The organism is Thermofilum sp. (assembly GCA_038741495.1).
Classification (GTDB): Archaea; Thermoproteota; Thermoprotei; order Thermofilales; family Thermofilaceae; genus Thermofilum.
In genome coordinates this window covers 460,689-481,696 of record JAVYKX010000002.1, presented here as the reverse complement: position 1 = coordinate 481,696, position 21,008 = coordinate 460,689, and the positions used below count along the sequence as shown (strand labels likewise).

Here is a 21,008-nt window from a genome sequence, read left to right as displayed (position 1 = left end):
TCTACACCGGTGTCTTCTCGACGGCCACAGGCCTCTTCTCCCGCCAGCTCTGCCAGCACGCCTCGGCTATCTCCACGACACGCAGCCCATCCACACCGGTTATGGGAGGCTCCCTATCGTTAACGATAGAGTCTACGAACGCCTGATCCTCCCGCACGTAAGCCTCGTAGAACCTCGCCCAGAACCACTGCACACCCCTGTAGACCAGCCCCTCCTTAGACCCTACAGCGAGGTTGGGGTCCACCTGAGACCCCACGTATACCGTGCCCTCCGTGCCCATAACCTCGGTCCGTAGATCGTAGCCGAAAACGCTCTTCCTGCTCCCGTGCAGCATGCCGAATGCGCCGCTCTCGAACTCGAAGTTTACAGTGACCACGTCGAGATCCCCTTTCTGCCGTATCTCGTCGTACAGCATCGCGCCGCCCAGAACGTACACGCTCTTCACGTCGGAAGCTAGGAGGAAGCGCGCCATGTCGAAATCGTGGCTGAGCATGTCGAGGAATATCCCCCCGCTGAGCTTCGGGTCTGCAGCCCAGCCGGGCGGTGGAGCCGGGTCGCGGGCAACGTTAACGAATACTAGCGGCTTCCCGATCGCCCCCTGCTCTATCCTCCTCTTAGCCTCGCTGTAAGCGTCGTCAAACCTGCGCATGTAGCCAACCATCAGCTTCACTCCCGCTTTCCTTGCAGCCCTCACGGCTTCAACGGCCTCGGGCTTCGTCACCGTGATAGGCTTCTCGGTGAACACATGTTTCCCGGACTCTGCAGCCTTGACTATCATCTCCCCGTGAAGGTAAGTTGGAGTAGTGATGAACACCGCGTCCACTTCAGGATCCTTGAGAAGCTTATCGTAGTCGGTGTACCACTTCACCTTGAGCTTCTCACCAACCTCCCGCGCGAAACTCTCGATCACGTCGGAGACCGCGACGAGGCGGGCACCGCTCAGCTTCGTAGCGATGATCTCGGCGTGAACTCTACCGATCCTGCCCAGCCCGACTACAGCCGCTCCAATCGGCCTCATGGCAACCGTGTCCAAACTCCATATAACTACTTTTAAACTACCCTCAAAATGGATAAATAAAAGTCGAGACACTGCGCGGGAGAAAACTAGTTGAGCCGGAACGCCGCTTTCCGCAAGATGCCCCGAACCCCCCGCTACCTCAAGCCCTTCGACCCGTGGCGCGCCACCAGCCTGTGCACATGCCCCTTCAAGTACACTGTCAACCCGTACACGGGCTGCGCGCACGGCTGCCTCTACTGCTACGCTAGCAGCTACATCAAGCGGTTCTTCGAGCCCAGGCCTAAAGCCAACTTCCTGAGGCTCGCCGCGGAAGACTTGAGAAAAGTGCCCCGAGGCTCGATACTGAACATCTCGAGCAGCAGCGACCCCTACCAGCCGCTAGAGCTTACCCACGGCTACACGAGGAGGCTGCTGGAGCTAGCTTCAGGCAGCTACGTGGTCGAGGTGGTCACGAAGTCAGACCTCGTCATCAGGGATGTGGACTTGCTGGCGAGAGGCCCCAGCGTGGTTTCGCTGACGATCACCACGCTGGACGAGTCGCTGGCCGCCAGGCTAGAGCCGCGAGCACCACCCCCAGGGCGGAGGCTCAGGGCTGTTGAAAAACTCTCTGAGAACGACATCCCGGTAGTGGTTAGGGTCGACCCCCTAATCCCAGGCCTTAACGATGCCCCAGAATCAGTGAAGGAGGTCTTAGAAGCCGTAGCGGCCGCGGGCGCCAGGCACGTGGTGAGCAGCACTTACAAGGCGAGGCCAGAGAGCCTGAGGAGACTCTCGGAGGCCTTCCCCGACCTGATACCGCGGCTGCGAGAGCTGTACGCTCAGGGGGGTGAGCGAATCCACGGCTACCTCTACGCTCCGGCCGCCTACCGCTACAGAACTCTCGCGAGAGTTAGAGAGCAAGCGCACAGGCTCAACCTGACGTTCGCCCAGTGCAGAGAGGGGTTCCCCGAGCTAATCGACCCCGGGATCTCCTGTGATGGCACGCACCTGGCGCTTAGTCGGCGGGCGCTCAGCCCGGAGAGGAAATCCCGAGAAGCTGGAGTAGCGTGAGCTGGCGGGGCTCCCGCCGAGCCGGCCCCGCTCACTCGATCGGCTTCTTCAGCTCGTAAGGCTTCCAGCCAAGCTTCTCGCGAAACCGGTTAATGAGCTGCACAGACTTCTCCTTCTCCTCCTTCGGCATCTGCCTCGACTTGAGAACCCCCATGAAGAGGGCGTAGAGCCTCGCGTTTATCGTCGCTTTCGATACACCGTAGCGGAGATCCTCCTCGAGCTCCCTCAAGATGCCCTCCACTTCCTCGCTGCTGGACAAGCCCTTCGGACCAACGTCCTTCACCTCGCGTCCCAGGTAGAGGCGGCCCTTCTCGACAGCGACCGCCTTCCCCTCCTCGAAGGTTATGCGCCCCTTCGCGACTCTATCGTAGAACGTCCAGGCCTCGTAAGCGTGAGGCGCGAGCTCCTTGAGCCTCACCAGCACGTAGCGGCGTATCTCGTCTGTCGTCATCCCGTCGTAAGCTCTCTGCTCAACCTCCCTGGCTATCTCGCCAGCTATCTCCTCCGGTGCGCCGGCAGCGATACAGGCGCTGTAGATTTTCCGAGGGTCGAAGTCCTCGAGGCTGCCCGAGCGTTTCCGAACCTTCTTCGCCATCCACCTCTCCATAACTAGACAGCTATTACTATCTTCCGCTCTCCGCGCGCGGAAGGGTTATAAGCCGCGCAGCAGTGCCCGCGGCCGAGCAGACTTGCGGGTCGCGGTGCTCTTCTCGGGAGGCAAGGACTCCACTCTCGCCATGGTGCGGGTTAAAGAGGAGCACGAGGTCGCCTGCCTCGTCACCCTGCTGCCCAGCTCGGTTGAGAGCGCGCTCTTCCACTTCCCCAACGCTCACCTCACGGAGCTTCAGGCGCGCGCGCTGAACTTACCGCTCGTGAAAGCGCGCACCGGGGATGACGAGCCTAGCGGCATCGAAGCTCTGCGTAAAGCCCTGGCGGCAGCGCGGCGCGCCTACAGGGTGGAGGCCTTGGTTACCGGTGCGGTGAAATCGCGGTACCAGCTGGAGCGCTTCTCGGCGGTTTGCGAGAGCCAGGGGTTGAGGAGCGTTAACCCCCTGTGGGGGGAGGACGAGGAATCCCTCCTGCGAGAGATCGTGGAGAGGCGGATAGAAGCTATAATCACGCGCGTAGCAGGCTACCCCCTGACCAGGTCGCTGCTCGGGAGGCAGATAGACCGGGAGACCGTCGACCTACTCGTGCGCCTAAAGAACTACGTTAACCCCTCGGGCGAGGGGGGCGAGTACGAGACTTTCGTGCTCGACGCCCCGCTCTTCACGAAGAGGATCGTACCCCTGAGCTGGAGGGTTGAGGGGGGAGGCTACGACGCCACTCTCTTCATCGAGAAAGCTGCACTGGCCAGCAAAACCAGCTCACCTGCGAGACAGCCTGCCGATGGCCTCCCGTAGAGCGCCCGCCACCTCCTCGCACTCCTCAGCCCTCAGCTCGCGCCTGCCGAGGCGGGCGACCCCGTAGGGTATGACGTGGAGGTGTGCGTGGAAAACTTCCTGTCCTGCTTCGCGGCCGTTGTTCATCACCAGCTTCACGCCGGTAGCGCCCAGCGAGAGCTTCTGCGCGCTTGCTACAAGCTTCGCTGCTACAATCATCTCGGCGAGAACGCGCTCGGGCACCTCGAACACATCGGAGTAGTGCTCGAGAGGTGCGATGAGAGTATGCCCAAGGCTCACGGGGTACTTGTCCAGGAAAGCGATGACATTCTCGCCTCGGTGCACGATGCACGCGTGCTCCGCGCCTCTCGCTATCCTGCAGAAGACGCAGTGCACGTGAAATAGCGGTGTGTGAAAGCTTTTATCTTTCCCCTCACCACTTCTCGCGTAGAACAAGCGTGTCGTCGCAGTTGCTCCCGGTTCACGAAGCTCTGAGGAACGTTCTCGGGAAGAACCTCTCCGCGGTGATCGCCTACGGCTCCATGATCAGGCCAGAGGACAGGGCTCAGGTCAGCGAGCTGAACCTTCTGATACTCGTCAAGGAAAAGGTCCCCGCGGCGCTTAGGGGGCAGATAGCCGAGATGCTGGGCTCCAACGTGTCTACCATAGTGCTAGACCTGGAGAGCTTCAGGAGGATGGTGAGCGAGGGAGAGTACCTCGCCCACGAGGTGCTGAGCGGGGGGAAGGTGATATACAGCGACGAGGAGTTCGAGAACCTGCGTGCGTGCAAACCGCCGATCAACGAGAGGACTCTAGAGTACCTGCGCCGCCACGCGCTTGCGTGCCTCGCCCTCTCCATCGAGAACCTCTCAGCCGGCAGATACGTCTGGAGCGTCAACTACGCGTACAGGGCGGTGAGGAGCGCAGCCAGGTTCTACGCAGCTTGTAGAGGAGTGCTCCCGTTCTCGGACGATGAGGTAGTGGAGGCTCTCAAACCTGCAGGCAGTGCTGTGCACGTCTTCGCTAGAGTGAGGGAAGCCAGGAGGGTGGGTGTCGAGGCCGGCGAGCTCCACGAGCTTCTCGCCAGCTGCTACAACGCGGTTCTCGAGCTGCTGGGCTACGAGCGCGCCGAGTGGTGGGAGGCGTTGAGGAAGGTTGAGGCTCTCTTCGTTTCGGATGTTACGCTGAGGGAAGAGGGCGGGGTTCTCTACATGGCAGTCAAGGGGGTCGGCAAGGATAAGGAGACCATCGACACCAGCGTTCCCGTAGCGAGGCGCACCAGATCATGAGCGGAAGCCTCTCGAAGGAGAAGGAGGAGCTCCGCAGGCGGGTTTACTCCCTCCTCTTAGAGCGCCGCGTAGCCAGGCCGCCGTTCCCCATCGAAGGCAGAATCCCGAACTTCGTTGGAGCCGAGGTAGCCGCGAGGCGACTCACCCAGGAGAAGGTGTTCGAGGAGGCGGAGGTAGTCTTCTCGAACCCTGACTCGCCGCAGAGACCCGTGAGGGAGGCCGTGCTGAGGCATGGGAAGCTTCTCGTGATGGCGTCCCCAAGGCTCAGGAGAGGTTTCATCATAGTGGACCCGAGGCGCATCAGCCCGTCTAAGTACAGCTTCGCTGCAACCATTCGGGGAGCCTTCTCCCTCGGTGAAACTAGGCTCGACGCGCCGCCGGTAGACTTGAAGGTTGCGGGGAGCGTTGCCGTGGACGCTCGCGGCGGAAGGGTGGGGAAAGGCGGCGGCTACTCGGATTTAGAGTACGCGATTCTCCGGGAGCTGGGCCTGGTGGGCGAGGATACTCCTATCGTCACCACGGTTCATGACCTACAGGTTGTGGAGAGGGTTCCGATGGGCGAGCACGACGTGCCAGTGGACTGGATCTTCACGCCGACCAGGGCTATACGCTGCACGCGGGATAAGCCGAGGCCTCCGGGCATCATTCCGGCGATCCTCAGGAAGGAGGAGGTCGAGGCGATCCCGCTGCTGAAGATTCTTCTCGAGCGCAGGAAAGCATTTTAGCTGCGCGGGAGCCATCAAGCAGGATGAGGTTTATCGTGACAAACGACGATGGCCCGTTCAGCCCGGGCCTCTGGATTCTCGCGGAGGTCGCCAGGTCTTTCGGCGAGGTATTCGTAGTGGTGCCTGAAACCCCAAAGTCCGCGACGGGGCTGGGCCTCACCCTACACAAGCCTGTTCGGGTAAACAAGCTGAACCTTAGCGGTGAGCTCGCCTACCTCGTGAGCGGGACGCCGAGCGACGTGATATACATCGCGATGAACGTTGTCGTCGGTAGGCCCGACCTCGTGCTCTCAGGGGTGAACGTGGGGGATAACCTGAGCATCCAGGTGATGCTCACTTCGGGCACCCTTGGGGCGGTTCTCCAGGCCGCTATCGAGGGCGTTCCCGGAGTGGCATTCAGCGCTGCTGTGAGGGAGCCAGGTGAGCTGGAGGAGCCGGGTTACCGCAGGTTCGTCAGCGAGGTTGTCCGCGCAGTTCTCGGCACGATCACCCAGCTGGGGTTCCCGAGAGGCATAGACGTCCTGAACGTGAACATTCCACCCGTTATTTCCAGCGAGGTTGTTGTCGTGCCTCCAGCTAGGAGAAGGTTCTCGGCGGCGGTTGTGAAGCGCGTGGACCCGCAGGGCAGGCCGTACTACTGGCTGTACGGTCAGCCCGTCGAGGCGGAGAAGGGTACCGACGTTCGTGCTGTGCTAGAGGAAGGGAAAGTAGCGATCACCCCTCTCGCGCTCAGCTCCCTGTTCACGACAGGAGATGAGGCTTTCTCAGCTTTCATCGAGAGCATCGCTAAGCGGTTGCAGAGGGAGGCTGCGTGACTGCGAAGAACCTTCTCGTGACAGGGAGGCCGGGTATCGGGAAGACTACGTGCGTCCAGAGGACGGCGGAGCTCTTGGTCAGCAGGGGGGTGAGGGTCGGCGGGATGATCACGCTCGAGAGGCGGGAGGGTGGGGTGAGGGTTGGCTTCGAGGTCAGGGACGTTGCGGGGAGGCGCGTGGGCACGCTGGCCAGCGTCGGTGGGGGTTCCGGGCCGAGAATCGGGAGGTACGTCGTCAACCTGGCCGACCTGGAGAGTGTTGGTGTGGGAGCTATAGAGAGGGCGATGAGGGAAGCACAGGTCATCCTGATCGACGAGATCGGCCCGATGGAGCTGCTGAGCCGGCGGTTCGTTGACGCTGTTTTCGCCGCGCTAGACTCTCCTAAGCCTGTCCTCGCGACGATCCACGTGAGGGCCGGCGAGACCGATGTAGGTAGGAGGATACTCTCCCGTTCGGACGTGAAGCTCTACACGATCACTCTCGAGGTGCGGGAGCGCTTGCCGTACGAGCTGGCAAAGACGATAGCGAGCCTGGTCAGCGGCGGCTAGGCTAGTAGACGATCTCCAGAATTCTCTTCGCGTGCTCTTCGCGGAAGTCGAAAGGCGAGTTCTGCAGGTTCCTCTGGTACCGGAGCCCCTCGCTCGCCAGGCTCTCCAGGTCTCTCTCGCTGATACCCAGCTCTCGCAGCCTGAGCGGTGCTCCAACCAACCGCTTGAGCTCTGTAAGGAGCTCGCGGAGCCCGCCGAGCATGCCCTTTAGGCCGAGGTACTCGAGGTAGGTTTCAACCCTGCCGGGCATGTAGGCTTCGTAGTAGACTGCAGCTCCGGGAAGGATCATCGCGTTCGCTAAGCCGTGAGGCAGGTTGTACCTCGTGGTGAGAGGGTAGCCTAGGCCGTGCCCGACGTTGGTTCCGGTGAAGTTGATCGCATAGCCCGCAAGAAGGCTCGCGTAGAGCAACCACTCCCTGCACTCCAGGATGCCTTCGACAGCACACGGAAGGTAGCGTGCTGCGATTCTCGAAGCCTCGAGCGCGAACATGTCTGAAAGCGGGGTGGCGCGCCTGCTGAAGTACGCTTCTACTGCGTGGCTTAGCGCGTCGAGCCCTGTGGCTGCAGCCTGGTCCCGCGGGAGATGCACGAGAACTTCAGGGTCGAGGAGTGCTACCGTGGGGTAGAGTGCTTCGCCAGACACAGTTACTTTCATCTTGGTTTTCTCGTCGACGAGCACCGCGTACTTTGTGACTTCACTCCCTGTGCCGTGCGTAGTGGGGATAGCGATAAGCGGGCGGAGCTCCCCGCTGACAGTTTTCGGGTAGAGGTAGTCCTCTACGCGGCCCCCGAGCGTGTACACGACGTTAGCAGCTTTAGCTGTGTCGAGGACGCTGCCACCCCCGAAAGCTACGAAGAAGTCTGCTGAAGCTCTCTGCGCTGCTTCGGCGCACCGCATCACAGTGCTAAGGGTGGGGTTGGGCTCGACATCCGAGAAGCTGGATACTTGCACACCCTTCTCTTCCAGCTGCTTCCTGATCAAGTCCAGGTAGCCGTGCTTGACCGCGAAGGTTCTGCCCGTGACCACTAGAGCTCTTCTGCCCAAGCCTTCGGAGGCTTTCCCGAGCTCTTTCAGCGCTCCCCGGCCGAAAAGGACGCGGGTCGGGTGGAAGTGCGTGAAGCTGATCATCGAGAGTAGGAGCGCGGGGTGCTAAAAAGCGTATTTCCTAACGCGGAGCTCAACGAACCATGTCGGGATAGTACTCCCGCATGACTCTGTCCATGCTGACTCTAGGAGCGAAGGTGAGCACAGCGCTCAGGGAGACTCGCATGTACTCGTTCCTCTCGTCTCTGAACTTCGCGAGAATGTTGCTGAACTTCGCCTTCATCTCTGCGTACTCGCTCTCGTCGATCTTCTGGGACTGGGCGCTGCTGAGAGAGGTGAGGTCCCTGAGATCTACTCCGAACAGCCAGCCGTTCACGTTGTCTTTGATGAGTTCCACGGCGCCGCCATCCCTCGAGGCTAGGGACGGGACGCCGTTCACCGCGGCTTTCATGAAGCTCGTCCCGCAAGCCTCCCAGCCTGGGAACGGGGTGAACAACCAGAGGTCAGAGCCCTGTACAACCAGCTTGGCTTTCCCCGCGTCGAAGTCGTGGATGTAGACGACGTTCCGGTACCTCTTCTCCAGCTCTTTGAACTGCTTCATGTAAGCGAGGCCCTCCGCGTCGTGCGGGTGGGCCTTACCGCCCAGGACGAAGATCACGTCTCTGCCCTCCGTCTCCTCGATGAGCTTAGCCGCGAAGTAGGGGCGCTTGTACCTTGTCAACCTTCTCGCCCAAGTCACGATCATCGCGTCCTCTGGGAGCTCGGGCTTCCTCGACTTCAGCAGCTTTAGAAGCTCTGCCCGCATCTCCCCTCTAAGCTTAGCTAGGGTTTCGACGTCCAGCTCGCCTTTCGCCAGGCTCTTGAGCAGCTGGGGGTGCATCCAGCGCTCTAGCTCGACGCCGTTGGTGACGAAGCGCGCTTTGTCGATGTAGTGGGGCAGCACCCTCCTCATGATGTCGTAGTGCTTGGCGGAGACGAAGATCACCTCCCAGGCGAGCGCTGCGCCGATGCTGGTGAGGACCACGGGGTCCTCGATGAAGTAGTAGCCGTACTCCTCCCTGAAGAAGCCGCTGGGGAACGCCGGGTGGCCCCAGGGTCCTGGAGTGTGGACGATCAGCCTGTAGCGCCCAGGGATCTTCAGAGCGAGCGGAATCAGCGCGGTGTACGCTTCCTGGAGGTCAATGTAGCGGACCCTGTCGAGGCCCACGAAGCTCTTAATGTACTCGACAGCCCCCTTCGCGAGCACAGTGTACTTGAGGAAGCGCTCGCGCGCGTTATCTTCCAGGTACAGCCTGGAGGTTATCCTAGCCAGCTCGGGATCCTCGGGTTTCAGGAACACGGCGGTCGCGGTGCCGCGCCTGTACTCCCAGACGCTGAGAGGCGTGCGGCGCCCCCCGATCTCCACCTCCAGCTCTCCGCTCCGAACCAGGGAGTTTATAAAGTCGCTCTGCTCCTGGTGCTTGGCGATAAAGCCTTTCTGCTCGTCGTACTCGTAGTCCACGTAGCCGCCGGTGTAGAGGAGCGTGATTGCAAAGTACTTTAGGCCGAGCCGGGCTGCAGCGTAGAACTTGTCGCCCTCGAGGACTCCAAGGCCTCCGGAGTACGTCCAGCCGATGTCGAGAGCGATCTCGGGAGTCACACTCACTATCACGTCGGGATCGCTAGCCATAGTCAACGCATCTTCATTGTTGAACGTTTTTTAAAAAGCTTGGCGAGGCTAGCCGCGCAGGAGGCCGATAACGTCGAGAAGACGGGAGGTTGCGAAGCTCGGCTTAGCGCTACCCTTGTACTCGTGGAAGCCCGTGTAAACCACCGTGGTCATACCGAACTGCTGCGCGCCGACCACATCCGACTCCTCGTCGCCCAGGAAGATGCTCCGCTGGGGCGAGATGCCGGCCCCAAGTATTACGTGGGAAAAGAAGCGGGGGTGCGGCTTGCGGAAGCCGATGGAGTCGCTGAGAGCCATGAAGTCGAAGTAGCTGTAGAGCCCGGCTCTCCGTAGCAGCAGGACTGTGTGCTTGGAGCTCAGCGTGTTGGACGCTAAGACGATTTTGTAGCCTGCTTCCCGCGCGCTCTCGAGGAGCTCCGCAGCCCCTTCCGCGACCTGAAGGAGGTTCACGTAAGGGGTCATGTACGCTTCCACGAGCTTCTCGACTAGCCTCCTCTCGGGCTCTACGCCGAGCTTCGCGAGCATCATCACAACCTCCCCCACAACGTCGACCTCTCTCATCGACCATGCTCTCACAGCGTCGGAGAGCCTTCTCGCATGCGTGTAAGCCTCGTAGACGCTCTCGAGGGGGAGGCCCAGCACCCTGGATAGGCATTCAGCTCGGCGAAGGTGGTACTCCTCTAGGCTGACGGAGGGGTAGAAGAGAGTGCCCCAGAGATCTACGAGAAGGCCCTTCTCGAGAGGTAGCATTCCCTCACCCTCTCAAGGTTCAGCTCGCAGACGACGACGGGAACTTCTAGGCCGAAGTTCTCCAGAACCTGCGGGTGCACTTCGCCCACGAAGCCGCTCTCCCTCCCGCAGAAGCTCACGGCAGCCGCTCTGCCCGGGATAAGGCTCGGGTGCTCGAAGGGGGATAGGCTCAGCTCGAGGGAAAGTAGGGAGGCGAAGCCCTTAAGCGTGCTCAAGCCGTCAGTCAGCGTCACTCCTCTCCCGGCGATCGCGAAGGCCAGGTGCCTCTCCTCGCGGGTGAGGTTCTCCGAAGCCTCGTCGGGTACTGCGATGTCCCCCGCCTCGAAGATCCTCTGCGGGTAGCCTGCGTGCTTGCTGCTCGCCATCACGAGTAGCAGCTGAGGCACGATCCACGTTCGGAGCGCCTGGTAAGCCTCGTGCCTCGGGTTCTCGACCTCGATAATGGGCTGGTCAGGCAGATTCATCAGCTCGAACATGAGCTTCCTGCTCGACATCATGTAGTTGTTTACCTCGGTGAAGCCTAGAGCAACCATCGCCTCGCGAGCTACGCGCGTGAACACCTCGAGCGGGTGCTCTCTTCCGGGGTGCTTCGGCGGCAGGGGCTCGGGGGCTAACCGCTCGTAACCGTAAGCCATCGCGATTTCCTCGGCGATGTCCACCGGGTGGAGGATGTCCAGCCTGTAGTACGGGTAAAGAACCTCCAAGCGCTGCCGGTCCAGCTGCCTCGGGCTCATCCGCATCGAGAGAAGGAGGTCGGCCACCTCCTCCACTGAGAGGTCGAGGCCGAGTAGCCGCCTAGTCAGCTCGTTGTCGTAGGTTATGGAGCCCGGCTCGACCCTCGGGGACAGCTCCTCAAGGCCTGCCCCCAGGATCCTCACAGGCCTCAGAGTTCCCTTCCTCGCTGCAAACGCTGAAGCTACTATCGAAAGCACTCTCCTGCCTGCTTCGAGATCCGTCGCTGTAACGTCGATTAAAACGTCCCTAGTATCCTCGGTGACCCGGAAATCCTCGCTGTTAGTTATCGGCGGGAAGCTCACCACTTTCCCCGAAGCGTCTAAGATTAGCGGAACTGCAGCGTGTCCCTCGACGAGGTGGCGGTACTCTATGCCCTTCGGGTGCTGCTTCAGCACCTCCTCCGGCGTCATCTCGACTGTGAAGCCGAGGGGCCTGAACTTAACGGACTTTGGATCGCAGGCAACGTACCTGATCGGGAACTCGATACCCCTCAAGTCGTAGAAGCCTATCGAGACCTTTCTCCTGTCTCGGCCGAACGTGAGGTGAATCTTCTCTTGGAGCTGGACCAGCTGCCTTATGGACTCGTCGTCGAGCTCTACCCCCTGAACCACAGCGAAGAATGCGTAAGGCCTGTAGTGGGGTCCCTCCAAGCGTGCATCGCCCGCGGGATCACCTACGGCAAACCTCGGCAGACCCCGCTCGACTCCTAGAAGCCCCTTCAGGGCGACGGAGAGGAGCTCGGCAGAGTACAGGTCGGGCCTGTCGTGGGTAGCTTCGTAGCTCACCCGGTTGCCCTCGATGCTCTCGACCTCGCACTTCAGCTTGGGGAGCAGCTCGGCCAGCTCGCCCGCATCAAGGGCGCGCCCCACCAGGCGCTCCAGGTCCCAAATAGCGACCTCGATCACCGGCATTCTTCTCACCTCACGAGGCTTTCGGGCACGGGCCTGGGAGCCCTCTGAATGAACGAGAGGTCGCGGGCGAAGAGCAGCCGGATATCGTCCACCCCCAGGACAGTCATCGCTATCCTGTCAATGCCTATGCCCCAGGCCGCCACGTTCACCCCCCTGAGGCCGAGCGCGCGCAGCATCTCGGGGCGGAACATGCCTCCCGGGAACACCTCGATCCAGCCCAGCTTCGGGTGCTTTATGAAGCCCTCCACGCTGGGCTCCGTGAAGGGGAAGTAGGCCGGCTTCACCTTCACCTCGCCCAGGTTCAGCCTCTTCGCAATCTCCTGGAAGAAGCCGAGGAGGTGGCGGAAAGTTACATCCTTACCCACGATGATGCCCTCGAGCTGGTAGAACTCCATGCTGTGCTTAGCGTCGAGATTCTCCGGCCTGAAGACCCTGTCCAGCGCGAAGCACATGTATTCTCCCTCGCCTCTCGCGTAGAGGGTCCTGGCCGACACCGCTGTGGTCTGAGTCCTGAGTATCAGGCGGAGCGCGCGCTTCGGATCCCACCTGTAGCCCCAGCCTCTGGAGCCGGTATCCCAGCCGTCCTCGTGGACTCTCGCGAGCCGCTCGAGCAGCTCCTCGTCGCCGCACCGCCCCAGCAGGTTCCCCTTGATGAAGTAGGTGTCGTGGATCTCCCGGGCTGGGTGGTCTTGGGCCTGGAAGAGGGCGTCGAAGTTCCAGAGCTCCAGCTCCACGTGAGGACCCCTCATCTCCTCGAAGCCCATGGATACGAGAATCTCCCTCACCCAGTCGAGGAACTCGAGGTAGGGGTGCTTTCTGCCGAAGAAGGGTGTCGGAGGCTCAGCAGCCAGGTCGAAGGGCTTGAAGACAACTCTCCTCCACTCCCCGCTGGAAATGAGCTCAGGCGTGAGCTCGGTCACTACGCGCGCTTCGAGAATCCTGCCCTCGCTGGCGAGCTTCGAAAGAACCTCGGTGGCTCTCAAGACCAGCTTAACCCGCTTTTTGAGCTCTGCGAGCCTCCGGCGCCTCAGCAGCGCGGCTATATCCTCGCGGGGTGCAAACCCTCCCGCTAAGCCCTCGAGCGCCTCCTCCACCTCCCTGACTCTCCTCTCGCCCCGCTCCTCTTCGCTCAGCGAGACCACGCTCCCAGCAAAGGAGACCGCTCCGGCGGCTGCAAGCTGCGCTAAGCCGATCTCCGCCTCCTGCGGAGTAAGCTTCAGCCCGAGCTCCGCGGCCCGAGCTACCACCTCGCGCCTGTCCAGGCTCCTGAATCTCCTGAGCACCTCCAGCACTCTTCTCTCCGGGAGCCCCTCGCGGAGGTACCTCTCGCCTTCCTCGCTTAGAACGAGGGCGGGCTCCTCGACTCTCTCCACGAGAATCAAGCCCTTAGCTCTCAGTTCCTCGATGTCCCGCATCAGGTTCTCTCGGGGGACGCCCAGCTTGCGCGCGAGCTCGTCGACGTCGACGCTCCTCTTCACAGCCTCGAGAGCTATTCTGCGCTGCCTCTCAACGAGGTAAATTGGCGCTCCATGCTCACCGGGATGCATACCCTAGCACACCCTTTAAAGCTTCCCTTAGCCTGCTGCTGAGAGTGATATATCGTTTTACCCGCGAGCTGCGCTGTCCACTCTAACATTTTTATTGAGATGACAAGGTAGTTTGCACGTGCTGAACAGTTGCGCTATCCGGAGGGACTTCCCCATACTCGAGAAGAAAGTTCACGGAAAGCCTCTCATCTACTTCGATAACGCAGCCACGAGCCAGAGACCCGTCCAGGTGCTCGAGGCTGTAGAAAACTTCTACAGGAGCATGAACGCGAACATTGGGAGAAGCATCCACGAGCTAGCTTTGAGAGCTACCGAGGCTTACGAGCAGTCCAGGAAAGTGGTCTCCGCCTTCATAGGCGCGCTCCCCGAGGAGCTGGTTTTCACGAAGAACGCTACAGAGTCTATCAACTTGGTAGCTTACTCACTTCTCGCCAGCGGGATGCTCCGGCAGGGGGACGAGATCGTGGTCACGAGAATGGAGCACCACAGCAACCTCCTGCCCTGGGCGGCCGTGGCGAGGATAGCCGGGGCCAAGCTTAAGGTAGTTGACGTGGACAGCGAGGGTAGACTTCTCATGGATGATTTCGAGAGGAAGCTGAGCGGAAAGACTAAAGTTGTCGCGCTAACGCACGTGAGCAACGTCACAGGGGTTGTGAACCCCGTAGAGGAGGTGTGCAGAATCGCTCACGAGCGGGGAGCTCTCTGCCTGGTGGATGGGGCCCAGAGCGTGCCGCACTTCCCCGTAGACGTCAAGAAGCTGGACGCGGACTTCCTCGCCTTCTCGGGGCACAAGATGCTCGGACCCATGGGGACCGGAGGGCTCTATATCAGGGGGGAGCTAGCCGAGAAGCTCGAACCACCCTTCCCGGGAGGAGGAGCGATCTCGCTAGTCGACTGTACGGAAGATAGTTGTAGGGCAGAGTGGCTAAGCCCCCCGCAGAAGTTCGAAGCTGGCACACCCAACGTCGCGGGCGCTGTCGGCCTTGCTGCAGCTGTCGAGTACTTGAGGAGAGTAGGCATGGAGGAGATAGCGGCACACGAGAAGAAGCTGACCGAGAGGATCCTCTCCGTGCTCAACGATTTGGGGGCGAGAGTGTACGGACCTCTCGACACAAGGGACCGAGCAGGGGTCGTGAGCTTCACAGTGGAAGGCTTCACTCCTCACGAGCTGGCTCAGCTTCTCGACGTCGAGGGGGGTATTGCCGTCAGAAGCGGGCACCACTGCGCTCTACCCCTTGTTAAGCGCCTTGGGGCGCCCCTCGGAACTGTGAGGGCGAGCTTCTACCTTTACAACACTCTCGAGGAGGTTGACGCTTTCCAGGCCACGCTGGAGAAGATCCTCAAGCTCGTGCGCAGCTAGACCTCGTCCTGTTTCCGCGCCGGGTCATCCCCCTTCATCGGCTTAGGCCTTGGGGCCCGCCCCTCGGCCTCCTCGCGGGAGACCGGGGCGGGCGTCATGGGGGCGGCCGCTCGTGGCGGCCTGCTCACGCCTTTCAGCGCCCCGTCGCCGGAGCGCCTCCCGGCTGCTCTCCCCCTCGGTCGCGCGCGGAGCACCCGGGCACTTGGCCGAGCGCAGAGCCCGGCCGCGTCCCGGGAACGGGGCTCTCCCCGGGGGCCTAGGCCCCGGGGGTTGGCGGCGTAAGCGTCGCTGAGCCGAGGAGATCCGTAGGGTGGCTGCGCAGCCACTCCCGGAGCTCCTCGGCGAGCCATGGCAGCGCCTCGACGACGGCGGTGAATGATGAAGCGTAGTCCCGGTTCCAGGCGATCCTGCAGCCCTGGCAGTAGAAGTAGCTCGCCCTCCTCTCCTCCCCCTCAGGGGAGTAGGGAACGCCCCGCTCCCCGCAGAGAGGGCAGCGCTTCCCCGAAACCCTCACCTCCCTGTAGTAACCTCCCTCGTAGCGCACCGTCGTTCGCATCCTCCTCGCAACGCGCAGCAGGCTCTGCTGCCATGGCTTCCCCTTCAGGCTCTCGGGGGAGGGCTTGTCCACGAAGACCGCAACCCTTCCCCCGTAAGCCCTGGCAAGCCTCCTCACAAGCTCGGACAGCTTGCGTTCTTTCCTCATGACTCGGGCCCTGTGAGCCCGGTGGATTACGCGCACGACTTTTTCGGCGCTGCTCGGGGTGGGCGGCAGCTCCGGGAACTCCTCCCGGAGCTTCTCGTAAGCCTCGCGTAGTCGAGCATAGGTCTGCGCCGACTGGCGCCCCTTGCGCACGTTGGCGGCGAGGCTGCTGTAGCGCTGCAAGATCTTCACCAGCCTCCACCCCTTCTTCGGGAACTTGATCCTCCTCCTAAGGATTCTCTTCACTCCGCTTTCGCCGACCTCAAAGGCTAGCACCGTAATGCCGTTCCTACTGTTCACGTCCACCCCCACAGCCGCGAAGGGCCGCGGGAAGTAGAAGTCGGTGTAGTCGTCGCACTCCTCCCGCACCGCCACCCACCACTTCGGCGGGCTGCGGCACGCCACCAGCCTGAGCTCCCCGTCCTGGCAGAGGAACAGCGTGAACTTTGGAGGCGGGCTCAGCTCCAGCTCCCCCTCCAGCATCTTGCACAGCTTTGGAGGCAGCGGAACAATGATGTTCCAGACTCTCAGGATGCAGGCGCCGAGGTCGATGACGCAGACTGCACCCCCTGCACCGTACTCCCGCCCACCCCACCGGAACCGAACCAGCAGGGGTATGGGCGGGAGCTTCTCCGGCGGCGTGCGCTTCCCCGCCTTGAAGCGGTTGAGCACTGCGGCGAGGCGTGCCCTCACCCACTCCTCCCCGTAGTAGAGCAGCCCCTTCGGGACACCTCCCGCACCCTGCAAGGCCCTGACGACCTCGCCGTAGAGCTCCTTCAAGCGCTGCCGGAGCGCGGCATTGACCTCGATGCGGAAGACTCGGTAGCCCTCGAACCCCGGGGCCTCGCTCTTCCCGGAGGTTCCCTTCACCACGCTGACCTCCATCCGCCCCCCAGCTCCACTTGCCCGAGCTCTATTTATGACCGCAAGGGACGCGGGGGCAGCGCCCCCGGGAGAATGGTGCTGGCGCGCTTGAGGGGCGGGTGGCTCACCGTGTACACAGCCTTCGCCACAGGGTGAGGCTGATGGAGGAGCTCGCAAGCAGCAAGGGCATGAGGGAGCTGGGGGCGAGGCGGGAGGGGTTGAGCTTCGACGAGGAGCTCAACAAGGCCCTCGAGGGGGCGCTCACCCCCTAGATGCTGCCCACTCCGCGCGGAGGTTTTCACTCCACGCTCTCCGGGTTGCAGCCGCCTGTTCCCTGCCGCGAACCCGCATACCCGCCCCCTCCACGTTTCCCTATAGGGGGCAGGATCAGGAGATGTCTAGAGACGTATAGTGTGACCTTATCCTGAGTCGTCCTGAGTGTACGCGAGCCCATGCTTCAGAGCGTGCTCGGCTCTCGCCAACTCGCGTCCGAGGTAGGCTGCGTGGCTGGGCATCAAGGGGGTTAGGTTGATCTTTTTCAGCACATCCCTCGCGCTGCATCCTCTCGCGGAGAAGGCGAGAGCTCCACTAGGATCTCTGAGCTCGAGTACTATCTCGCCGCCCTCCACCCTCACGAGGAAGTCGCCCTTATCGTCTCTGACGAAAGCGTGGAGCGCTGCCTCGAGGTTCTTCTCGAGCAGATCCCTAGCCCTCGGCCAGTCGTGCTCATAGACGTGCAAGCTGGCGCTGAAAATCAGCAAGTTCCCCAGCCGGATGCTCTCACCGGTTTCCGACTCTAGCTTCATCTTCACTTCCTCCATTAGCCGCAGGAGAGCGTAGGCGTTCAGCGGCCAAGCGCCAAACGCGTCATGGCTCCTGAAGTACGCAACCTGGCTGTACACGCGGTCTGTGAGATCCCCCTGGACGAGCAGCAGGCACGGGGGGTCGGGAGAGGCCGGGTCGGCTGCGAAATCCCATGTCAGCATCACTGCGCGGCGGGTGGCCGGGCTCGAGGAAAGCTTCGCGATGAAAGTGGACAGCTGGTCGCCAGCCTCCCTGTGCGCCCTCAGCCTATCCCCGTAGGAGTACGATGCGCCGCGAGCCCCCTCCAGCAGGCTGCGCGCATGCTTCTCCAGCTCCTCAGCAGGTATGTAGGCTTGAAGCCTCACGGCGCTGCGCAGCGCCTCCTCAGCCCTGAGGACGGCCAGGGCGCCCAGCAGCTGCTTCTGCCTCTCACCGTACTCGGACGGTTTGACCCGGCCCCATCGCATTACCGAGTCGAGGAGCTTCACCCAGGCCCTCAGCAGGTCGCTCTCCACGACGTAAGCCCCGGCCGCCTGCAGAGGCCAAGAATCCACTTTAACTTCCTCAAGCTCCAGGCCGAGCACATGCCTGGAGGCGCCCGGCTTATAGCTCTCGAGCACGGCCTCGCGCAGTGCAGCCCAGTCACCGCGCTTGAAAGCTTCCCTGAGGTCCACCACGCGAACCGCTTCCAGGAGAGGTTTCAGCACCTCGAGAGGCCACATGAGCTTCAGGGAGGGCGGGGGCCTCCCCTGGAAGAGGCCCACTAGAGCGTCACCGCTATCCGAGAGGTCTGCCCCGAAAACAACTAGCGTGTCGATCCTCGGGTTGCGCGCTAGCGAGTGCAGGAGGTAGTTCACCCCGTAGGCGGTGTACAGCGTGCCTACCGCGTGAACACGCTCCTCCACGCCGAGCTCGCGAAGCTTCTCCAGGACCACCTCCTTCTTAGTCCAAAGAGTAACCACGGCGACGTTGGACTCGGGGTTGATGAAGGCGACGTCTTTGCGCATCCCTGCTCTTCACCGCGCGAGCGCGCGTTTTTATGAATGCGTGCAAGTTCGGCGAAACTACCTTCGTACTACGAAGGAAAGCAGATATTTATCCGGCTGGCATAGCCGAGGCTTGTGGAAAAGAAGTACTTCCCGAAGCTCGGGATGAGCCTCCCGGCTCTCGGAATGGGGACGTGGGGTATCGGTGGAGGGTTCTGGAGCCCTGATAGGAGCAGGGACGAGGAGTGGATCGCTATCCTGAGGAGGGGGATCGAGCTGGGGGCGTCTCTGATAGACACTGCCGAGATGTACGGAGGGGGGCACTCGGAGGAGCTTGTGGGCGAGGCTGTGAAGGCTTTTCCCAGGGAGGAGGTCTTCATCGTGACGAAAGTCTGGCCAACTCACGCGAGGTACGACGATGTGCTTAAGAGCGCTGAGGCGAGCATGAAGCGCCTCGGAACGCACATCGACCTCTACTTGATTCACTGGCCGCCTACGGATACTCCTCTCTGCGAGACCATGCGCGCTCTCGAAGCTGTCGTGGCGAGAGGTATCGCGAGGTTTATCGGTGTGAGCAACTTCAGCCTAGAGCTTATCGAGGAGGCGAGGGCCTGCCTGAGCAGGGAGGATGTTGCGGCTGTCGAGAACAAGTTCAGCCTCCTTGATAGAGGCGACGAGGAAACCGTTGTACCCTACACGGAGAGGGAGGGGATGCTCTACATCGCCTACTCCCCGCTAGAGGAGGGGGAGCTGGCCAAGAACCGTTTCCTGGCTCAGATCGGCGCGAAGTACCGTAAGACAGCCGCTCAGGTAGCTCTCAACTGGCTGCTGAGGTTCCCCTCCGTCGTGCCGATACCGAAGGCTGGAAGCATCTGGCACCTCGAGGAGAACATAGGCTCTGCCGGCTGGCGACTCAGCGATGAGGACTGGCGGCTGATCTCCGAGCAGTTCAGGCGGCTTCCCGCTTAGCTCTCGCCGGCGCGCTCCGGCAGGGATAGCTCTCGATCCCCGCTCGCGACGCTGATGCAGTCGCTCGGCACGTAGGGAGCTACGTAGACCGTCTTGCTCGCTCGGAAGAGCTTCACCCTTCCTTTCATGCAGTCAGGGTTCACAGCGAGCACTACAGGGTCCGGGTGGGCCAGCGCCCTCGCCAGCGCATCCTCGTATGCTACCGTGAGGTGGACGAAGAGTCTGCGCATCGGCAGGAGCCCTCTCTTCAGGATGCTGGCGAGCTTAGACCTCGAGGTTCCGTGGAAGAGGCCCGCGCCGGTGCTCATCTCCCTTCATCGGCTTAAGCCTTGGGGCCCGCCCTGCGGCCTCCTCGCGGGAGACCGGGGCGGGTCATGGGGGCCGGCCGCCTCGTCGGCAGCCTGCTCGCCCGCCCCTCGGCGCCCGTCGCCGGTGCGCCTGCGGGCGGGGTCACGTCCCCTCTTCGCGCGCGCGGCCCCCCGGGAGCGCCCCCCGAACGGGCTCGACGTCCGGGCGGGTGTCCCGGGAAGCGGGGGCTCTGGCTGGGCTTGTTGCCGTAGTTCGGCGCCAGCGCTTTGGGGTGGGCTTTGAGCCACTTCCTCAGCTCATCTGCGAGCAGTGGCGGTAGGGCTTCGAGGCCTGCGTTGAAAGCTCCACCGTAGTCCCGGTCGAACACCAGCTCGCACCTCGGGCACTTGTAGTACCGGTGCCCCACCTCCTCGCACCACCGGTTGCAGAGGGGGCACGCCCTGCCGGAAGCCCTCACCCTCCGGTAGAGCACCCCCTCGTAAGCGCAGAGGTTCTTGACGAGCTTCTCGACCCTGAGGTAGGTCTTCTGCAGCTTACTGTTCCTGAGGCTCTCCGGGTCGGGGGCGTCGATAGTGATTACTGCCCTGCCGCCCGCCTCGCGGACGAGCTGCCTGAGCTCGTGCACCACCTTCCGGGCCCAGCGCTTCCTCGCTATCCTCGCCGCCCGCTCCAGCTGGCAGCGGAGCCTGTCAGCCCTCTCAGTGGTCAGCGCTCCAACCCTCGTTTCCAGCCTCCTCACCCTCTCGAGCGCCCACTGCCAGCGCTGGAGCTCCTCCTCGCTGGCGCCCCTAGGCGGCTCCGGCGGCAGGCCCTGGGCGATCTTCCGGAGCACGCTCGCCATCGTTAGGAATAGGGTGTCGTTCGGCGGCTGCCACCGCATCGGCGACTTCGGCACCCTCACGCCGCCCTCGGTGACGTCGAAGACGACGATGGTGAGGCCGTACACGCTGTTCACGTCCATTGCTACCACCCTGACGGGCGGCTGGAGGCGGGTGACAGCGAGGTCCGCGCACTCCTCCCTGTAGAGCCACCACTTCGGCGGGCTCCTGAAAGCGACGATGCGCAGCCTGCCCCTGCAGGTCAGCTGTGCGACGAGCTCAGGCTTCGGAACCAGGGACAGATCCTCCTCCAGCGCCCTCAGCAGCGAGGGCTTCAGGGGGATCCGGATCCCAGCGCAGGGGATCCGCAGCTCGCCCCTGCTGAGGTCGACCACGGCGGGGGCGCCTTTGCTGCCGTGGATTCTCTTCCCGTCCTTGGTGATTTTGACCCGCAGGTAGTACGGTGGATCGCGCTTCGGCGGGGATCGCTTCCCCGCCCGCTCCCGCAGCTCCCGCACGTTCGCATCCTCGTTTTCCCAGCTCTCGTGGTAGTAGAAGGCGCCCTTCGGCAGCGAAGGATCCCTGCTCACGAGACGCCGGTAGAGCTTCGCGAGCTCTCCCCTCACTCTCCTGTTCAACTCCACCCTGAAGACCCTGAAGCCCTCCCCGGGGGCCTTCTTCTCGGGGACTCCCCTCGCCGTGCTGGCCCCCATC

Annotated in this window: 20 protein-coding genes; 8 read left to right on the top strand and 12 right to left on the bottom strand. The window is 62.3% G+C overall.

The features are described from left to right. Position 1 precedes the first annotated feature (1 nt). Positions 2-1,018, bottom strand: coding sequence for a Gfo/Idh/MocA family oxidoreductase (locus QXU72_07325; protein ID MEM0495049.1), 1,017 nt, complete (start codon positions 1,016-1,018; stop codon positions 2-4). Between the two features lie 90 nt (positions 1,019-1,108). Between QXU72_07325 and QXU72_07320 the strand changes: the two genes are divergently transcribed. After that, positions 1,109-2,068 carry a radical SAM protein gene (locus QXU72_07320; GenBank protein MEM0495048.1) on the top strand — a complete coding sequence of 320 codons (960 nt, stop codon included), beginning with the start codon at positions 1,109-1,111 and terminating at the stop codon, positions 2,066-2,068. A 31-nt stretch (positions 2,069-2,099) separates the two neighbouring features. On the opposite strand, the gene QXU72_07315 is transcribed toward QXU72_07320, so the two are convergent. Beyond that, a complete protein-coding gene (locus QXU72_07315; GenBank protein MEM0495047.1) occupies positions 2,100-2,675 on the bottom strand; it encodes an ATP cone domain-containing protein in 576 nt (191 codons plus the stop codon). An 82-nt stretch (positions 2,676-2,757) separates the two neighbouring features. On the opposite strand from QXU72_07315, the gene QXU72_07310 reads away from it, so the two are divergent. Then, positions 2,758-3,471: a diphthine--ammonia ligase gene (locus QXU72_07310; protein MEM0495046.1), complete on the top strand. Its 714-nt coding sequence runs from the start codon at positions 2,758-2,760 to the stop codon at positions 3,469-3,471. Here the strand turns inward: QXU72_07310 and QXU72_07305 are convergent. Beyond that, positions 3,436-3,846 (bottom strand): HIT domain-containing protein, encoded by a 411-nt coding sequence (locus QXU72_07305; protein MEM0495045.1) that lies wholly within the window; start codon positions 3,844-3,846, stop codon positions 3,436-3,438. The two genes, QXU72_07310 and QXU72_07305, sit on opposite strands and share 36 nt — an antisense overlap. Positions 3,847-3,908: 62 nt before the next feature. Between QXU72_07305 and QXU72_07300 the strand changes: the two genes are divergently transcribed. The 4 genes from QXU72_07300 to QXU72_07285 are packed head-to-tail and all read left to right on the top strand — an operon-like array spanning position 3,909 to position 6,827. Then, positions 3,909-4,739, top strand: coding sequence for a hypothetical protein (locus QXU72_07300; GenBank protein ID MEM0495044.1), 831 nt, complete (start codon positions 3,909-3,911; stop codon positions 4,737-4,739). Next, positions 4,736-5,464 (top strand): 5-formyltetrahydrofolate cyclo-ligase, encoded by a 729-nt coding sequence (locus QXU72_07295; protein MEM0495043.1) that lies wholly within the window; start codon positions 4,736-4,738, stop codon positions 5,462-5,464. Before QXU72_07300 ends, QXU72_07295 begins: the two co-directional genes overlap by 4 nt. A 23-nt stretch (positions 5,465-5,487) precedes the next feature. Beyond that, on the top strand, positions 5,488-6,279 hold the full coding sequence (gene surE / locus QXU72_07290) for a 5'/3'-nucleotidase SurE (protein MEM0495042.1): 792 nt from the start codon (positions 5,488-5,490) through the stop codon (positions 6,277-6,279). Beyond that, a complete protein-coding gene (locus QXU72_07285; protein MEM0495041.1) occupies positions 6,276-6,827 on the top strand; it encodes an NTPase in 552 nt (183 codons plus the stop codon). Before surE ends, QXU72_07285 begins: the two co-directional genes overlap by 4 nt. 1 nt (position 6,828) lies before the next feature. Here QXU72_07285 and QXU72_07280 read toward each other — a convergent pair whose 3' ends face one another. Genes QXU72_07280 through QXU72_07260 form a run of 5 tightly spaced genes read right to left on the bottom strand, consistent with a single transcriptional unit; the run spans position 6,829 to position 13,484 of the window. Further along, positions 6,829-7,956 carry an iron-containing alcohol dehydrogenase gene (locus tag QXU72_07280; protein MEM0495040.1) on the bottom strand — a complete coding sequence of 376 codons (1,128 nt, stop codon included), beginning with the start codon at positions 7,954-7,956 and terminating at the stop codon, positions 6,829-6,831. 49 nt (positions 7,957-8,005) lie between these two features. Continuing rightward, entirely contained in the window at positions 8,006-9,541 is a 1,536-nt protein-coding gene (locus QXU72_07275) for a glycogen/starch/alpha-glucan phosphorylase (GenBank protein MEM0495039.1), read from the bottom strand. Positions 9,542-9,589: 48 nt separating this feature from the next. Beyond that, positions 9,590-10,291, bottom strand: coding sequence for an HAD family hydrolase (locus QXU72_07270; protein ID MEM0495038.1), 702 nt, complete (start codon positions 10,289-10,291; stop codon positions 9,590-9,592). Beyond that, positions 10,261-11,937, bottom strand: coding sequence for a phenylalanine--tRNA ligase subunit beta (gene pheT / locus QXU72_07265; protein MEM0495037.1), 1,677 nt, complete (start codon positions 11,935-11,937; stop codon positions 10,261-10,263). Before pheT ends, QXU72_07270 begins: the two co-directional genes overlap by 31 nt. A gap of 5 nt (positions 11,938-11,942) precedes the next feature. Then, positions 11,943-13,484, bottom strand: a complete 1,542-nt coding sequence (locus QXU72_07260) for a phenylalanine--tRNA ligase subunit alpha (protein ID MEM0495036.1) — start codon at positions 13,482-13,484, stop codon at positions 11,943-11,945. Positions 13,485-13,602: 118 nt separating this feature from the next. On the opposite strand from QXU72_07260, the gene QXU72_07255 reads away from it, so the two are divergent. Then, positions 13,603-14,844: a SufS family cysteine desulfurase gene (locus tag QXU72_07255; protein MEM0495035.1), complete on the top strand. Its 1,242-nt coding sequence runs from the start codon at positions 13,603-13,605 to the stop codon at positions 14,842-14,844. 256 nt (positions 14,845-15,100) lie between these two features. On the opposite strand, the gene QXU72_07250 is transcribed toward QXU72_07255, so the two are convergent. Both QXU72_07250 and QXU72_07245 read right to left on the bottom strand, forming a co-directional pair. Beyond that, positions 15,101-16,429 carry a hypothetical protein gene (locus tag QXU72_07250; protein MEM0495034.1) on the bottom strand — a complete coding sequence of 443 codons (1,329 nt, stop codon included), beginning with the start codon at positions 16,427-16,429 and terminating at the stop codon, positions 15,101-15,103. A 398-nt stretch (positions 16,430-16,827) separates the two neighbouring features. Beyond that, positions 16,828-18,219, bottom strand: coding sequence for a thymidylate synthase (locus tag QXU72_07245; GenBank protein MEM0495033.1), 1,392 nt, complete (start codon positions 18,217-18,219; stop codon positions 16,828-16,830). Positions 18,220-18,333: 114 nt separating this feature from the next. Here QXU72_07245 and QXU72_07240 point away from each other — a divergent pair, with 114 nt between their 5' ends. Beyond that, positions 18,334-19,167, top strand: coding sequence for an aldo/keto reductase (locus QXU72_07240; GenBank protein ID MEM0495032.1), 834 nt, complete (start codon positions 18,334-18,336; stop codon positions 19,165-19,167). Here QXU72_07240 and QXU72_07235 read toward each other — a convergent pair. Together QXU72_07235 and QXU72_07230 are read right to left on the bottom strand one after the other, a co-directional pair. After that, positions 19,164-19,475 (bottom strand): hypothetical protein, encoded by a 312-nt coding sequence (locus QXU72_07235; GenBank protein ID MEM0495031.1) that lies wholly within the window; start codon positions 19,473-19,475, stop codon positions 19,164-19,166. The genes QXU72_07240 and QXU72_07235 overlap by 4 nt on opposite strands. A 14-nt stretch (positions 19,476-19,489) precedes the next feature. Further along, on the bottom strand, positions 19,490-21,007 hold the full coding sequence (locus tag QXU72_07230) for a hypothetical protein (protein MEM0495030.1): 1,518 nt from the start codon (positions 21,005-21,007) through the stop codon (positions 19,490-19,492). Position 21,008 lies beyond the last annotated feature (1 nt).

Excerpts from the sequence above, each read along its gene's own strand:
- QXU72_07325 (MEM0495049.1), bottom strand. The coding sequence starts at position 1,018 with ATGAGGCCGATTGGAGCGGCTGTAGTCGGGCTGGGCAGGATCGGTAGA.
- QXU72_07315 (MEM0495047.1), bottom strand. The coding sequence starts at position 2,675 with ATGGAGAGGTGGATGGCGAAGAAGGTTCGGAAACGCTCGGGCAGCCTC.
- QXU72_07295 (MEM0495043.1), top strand. The coding sequence starts at position 4,736 with ATGAGCGGAAGCCTCTCGAAGGAGAAGGAGGAGCTCCGCAGGCGGGTT.
- surE (MEM0495042.1), top strand. The coding sequence starts at position 5,488 with ATGAGGTTTATCGTGACAAACGACGATGGCCCGTTCAGCCCGGGCCTC.
- QXU72_07280 (MEM0495040.1), bottom strand. The coding sequence starts at position 7,956 with ATGATCAGCTTCACGCACTTCCACCCGACCCGCGTCCTTTTCGGCCGG.
- QXU72_07275 (MEM0495039.1), bottom strand. The coding sequence starts at position 9,541 with ATGGCTAGCGATCCCGACGTGATAGTGAGTGTGACTCCCGAGATCGCT.
- QXU72_07270 (MEM0495038.1), bottom strand. The coding sequence starts at position 10,291 with ATGCTACCTCTCGAGAAGGGCCTTCTCGTAGATCTCTGGGGCACTCTC.
- pheT (MEM0495037.1), bottom strand. The coding sequence starts at position 11,937 with ATGCCGGTGATCGAGGTCGCTATTTGGGACCTGGAGCGCCTGGTGGGG.
- QXU72_07260 (MEM0495036.1), bottom strand. The coding sequence starts at position 13,484 with ATGCATCCCGGTGAGCATGGAGCGCCAATTTACCTCGTTGAGAGGCAG.
- QXU72_07250 (MEM0495034.1), bottom strand. The coding sequence starts at position 16,429 with ATGGAGGTCAGCGTGGTGAAGGGAACCTCCGGGAAGAGCGAGGCCCCG.
- QXU72_07245 (MEM0495033.1), bottom strand. The coding sequence starts at position 18,219 with ATGCGCAAAGACGTCGCCTTCATCAACCCCGAGTCCAACGTCGCCGTG.
- QXU72_07235 (MEM0495031.1), bottom strand. The coding sequence starts at position 19,475 with ATGAGCACCGGCGCGGGCCTCTTCCACGGAACCTCGAGGTCTAAGCTC.
- QXU72_07230 (MEM0495030.1), bottom strand. The coding sequence starts at position 21,007 with ATGGGGGCCAGCACGGCGAGGGGAGTCCCCGAGAAGAAGGCCCCCGGG.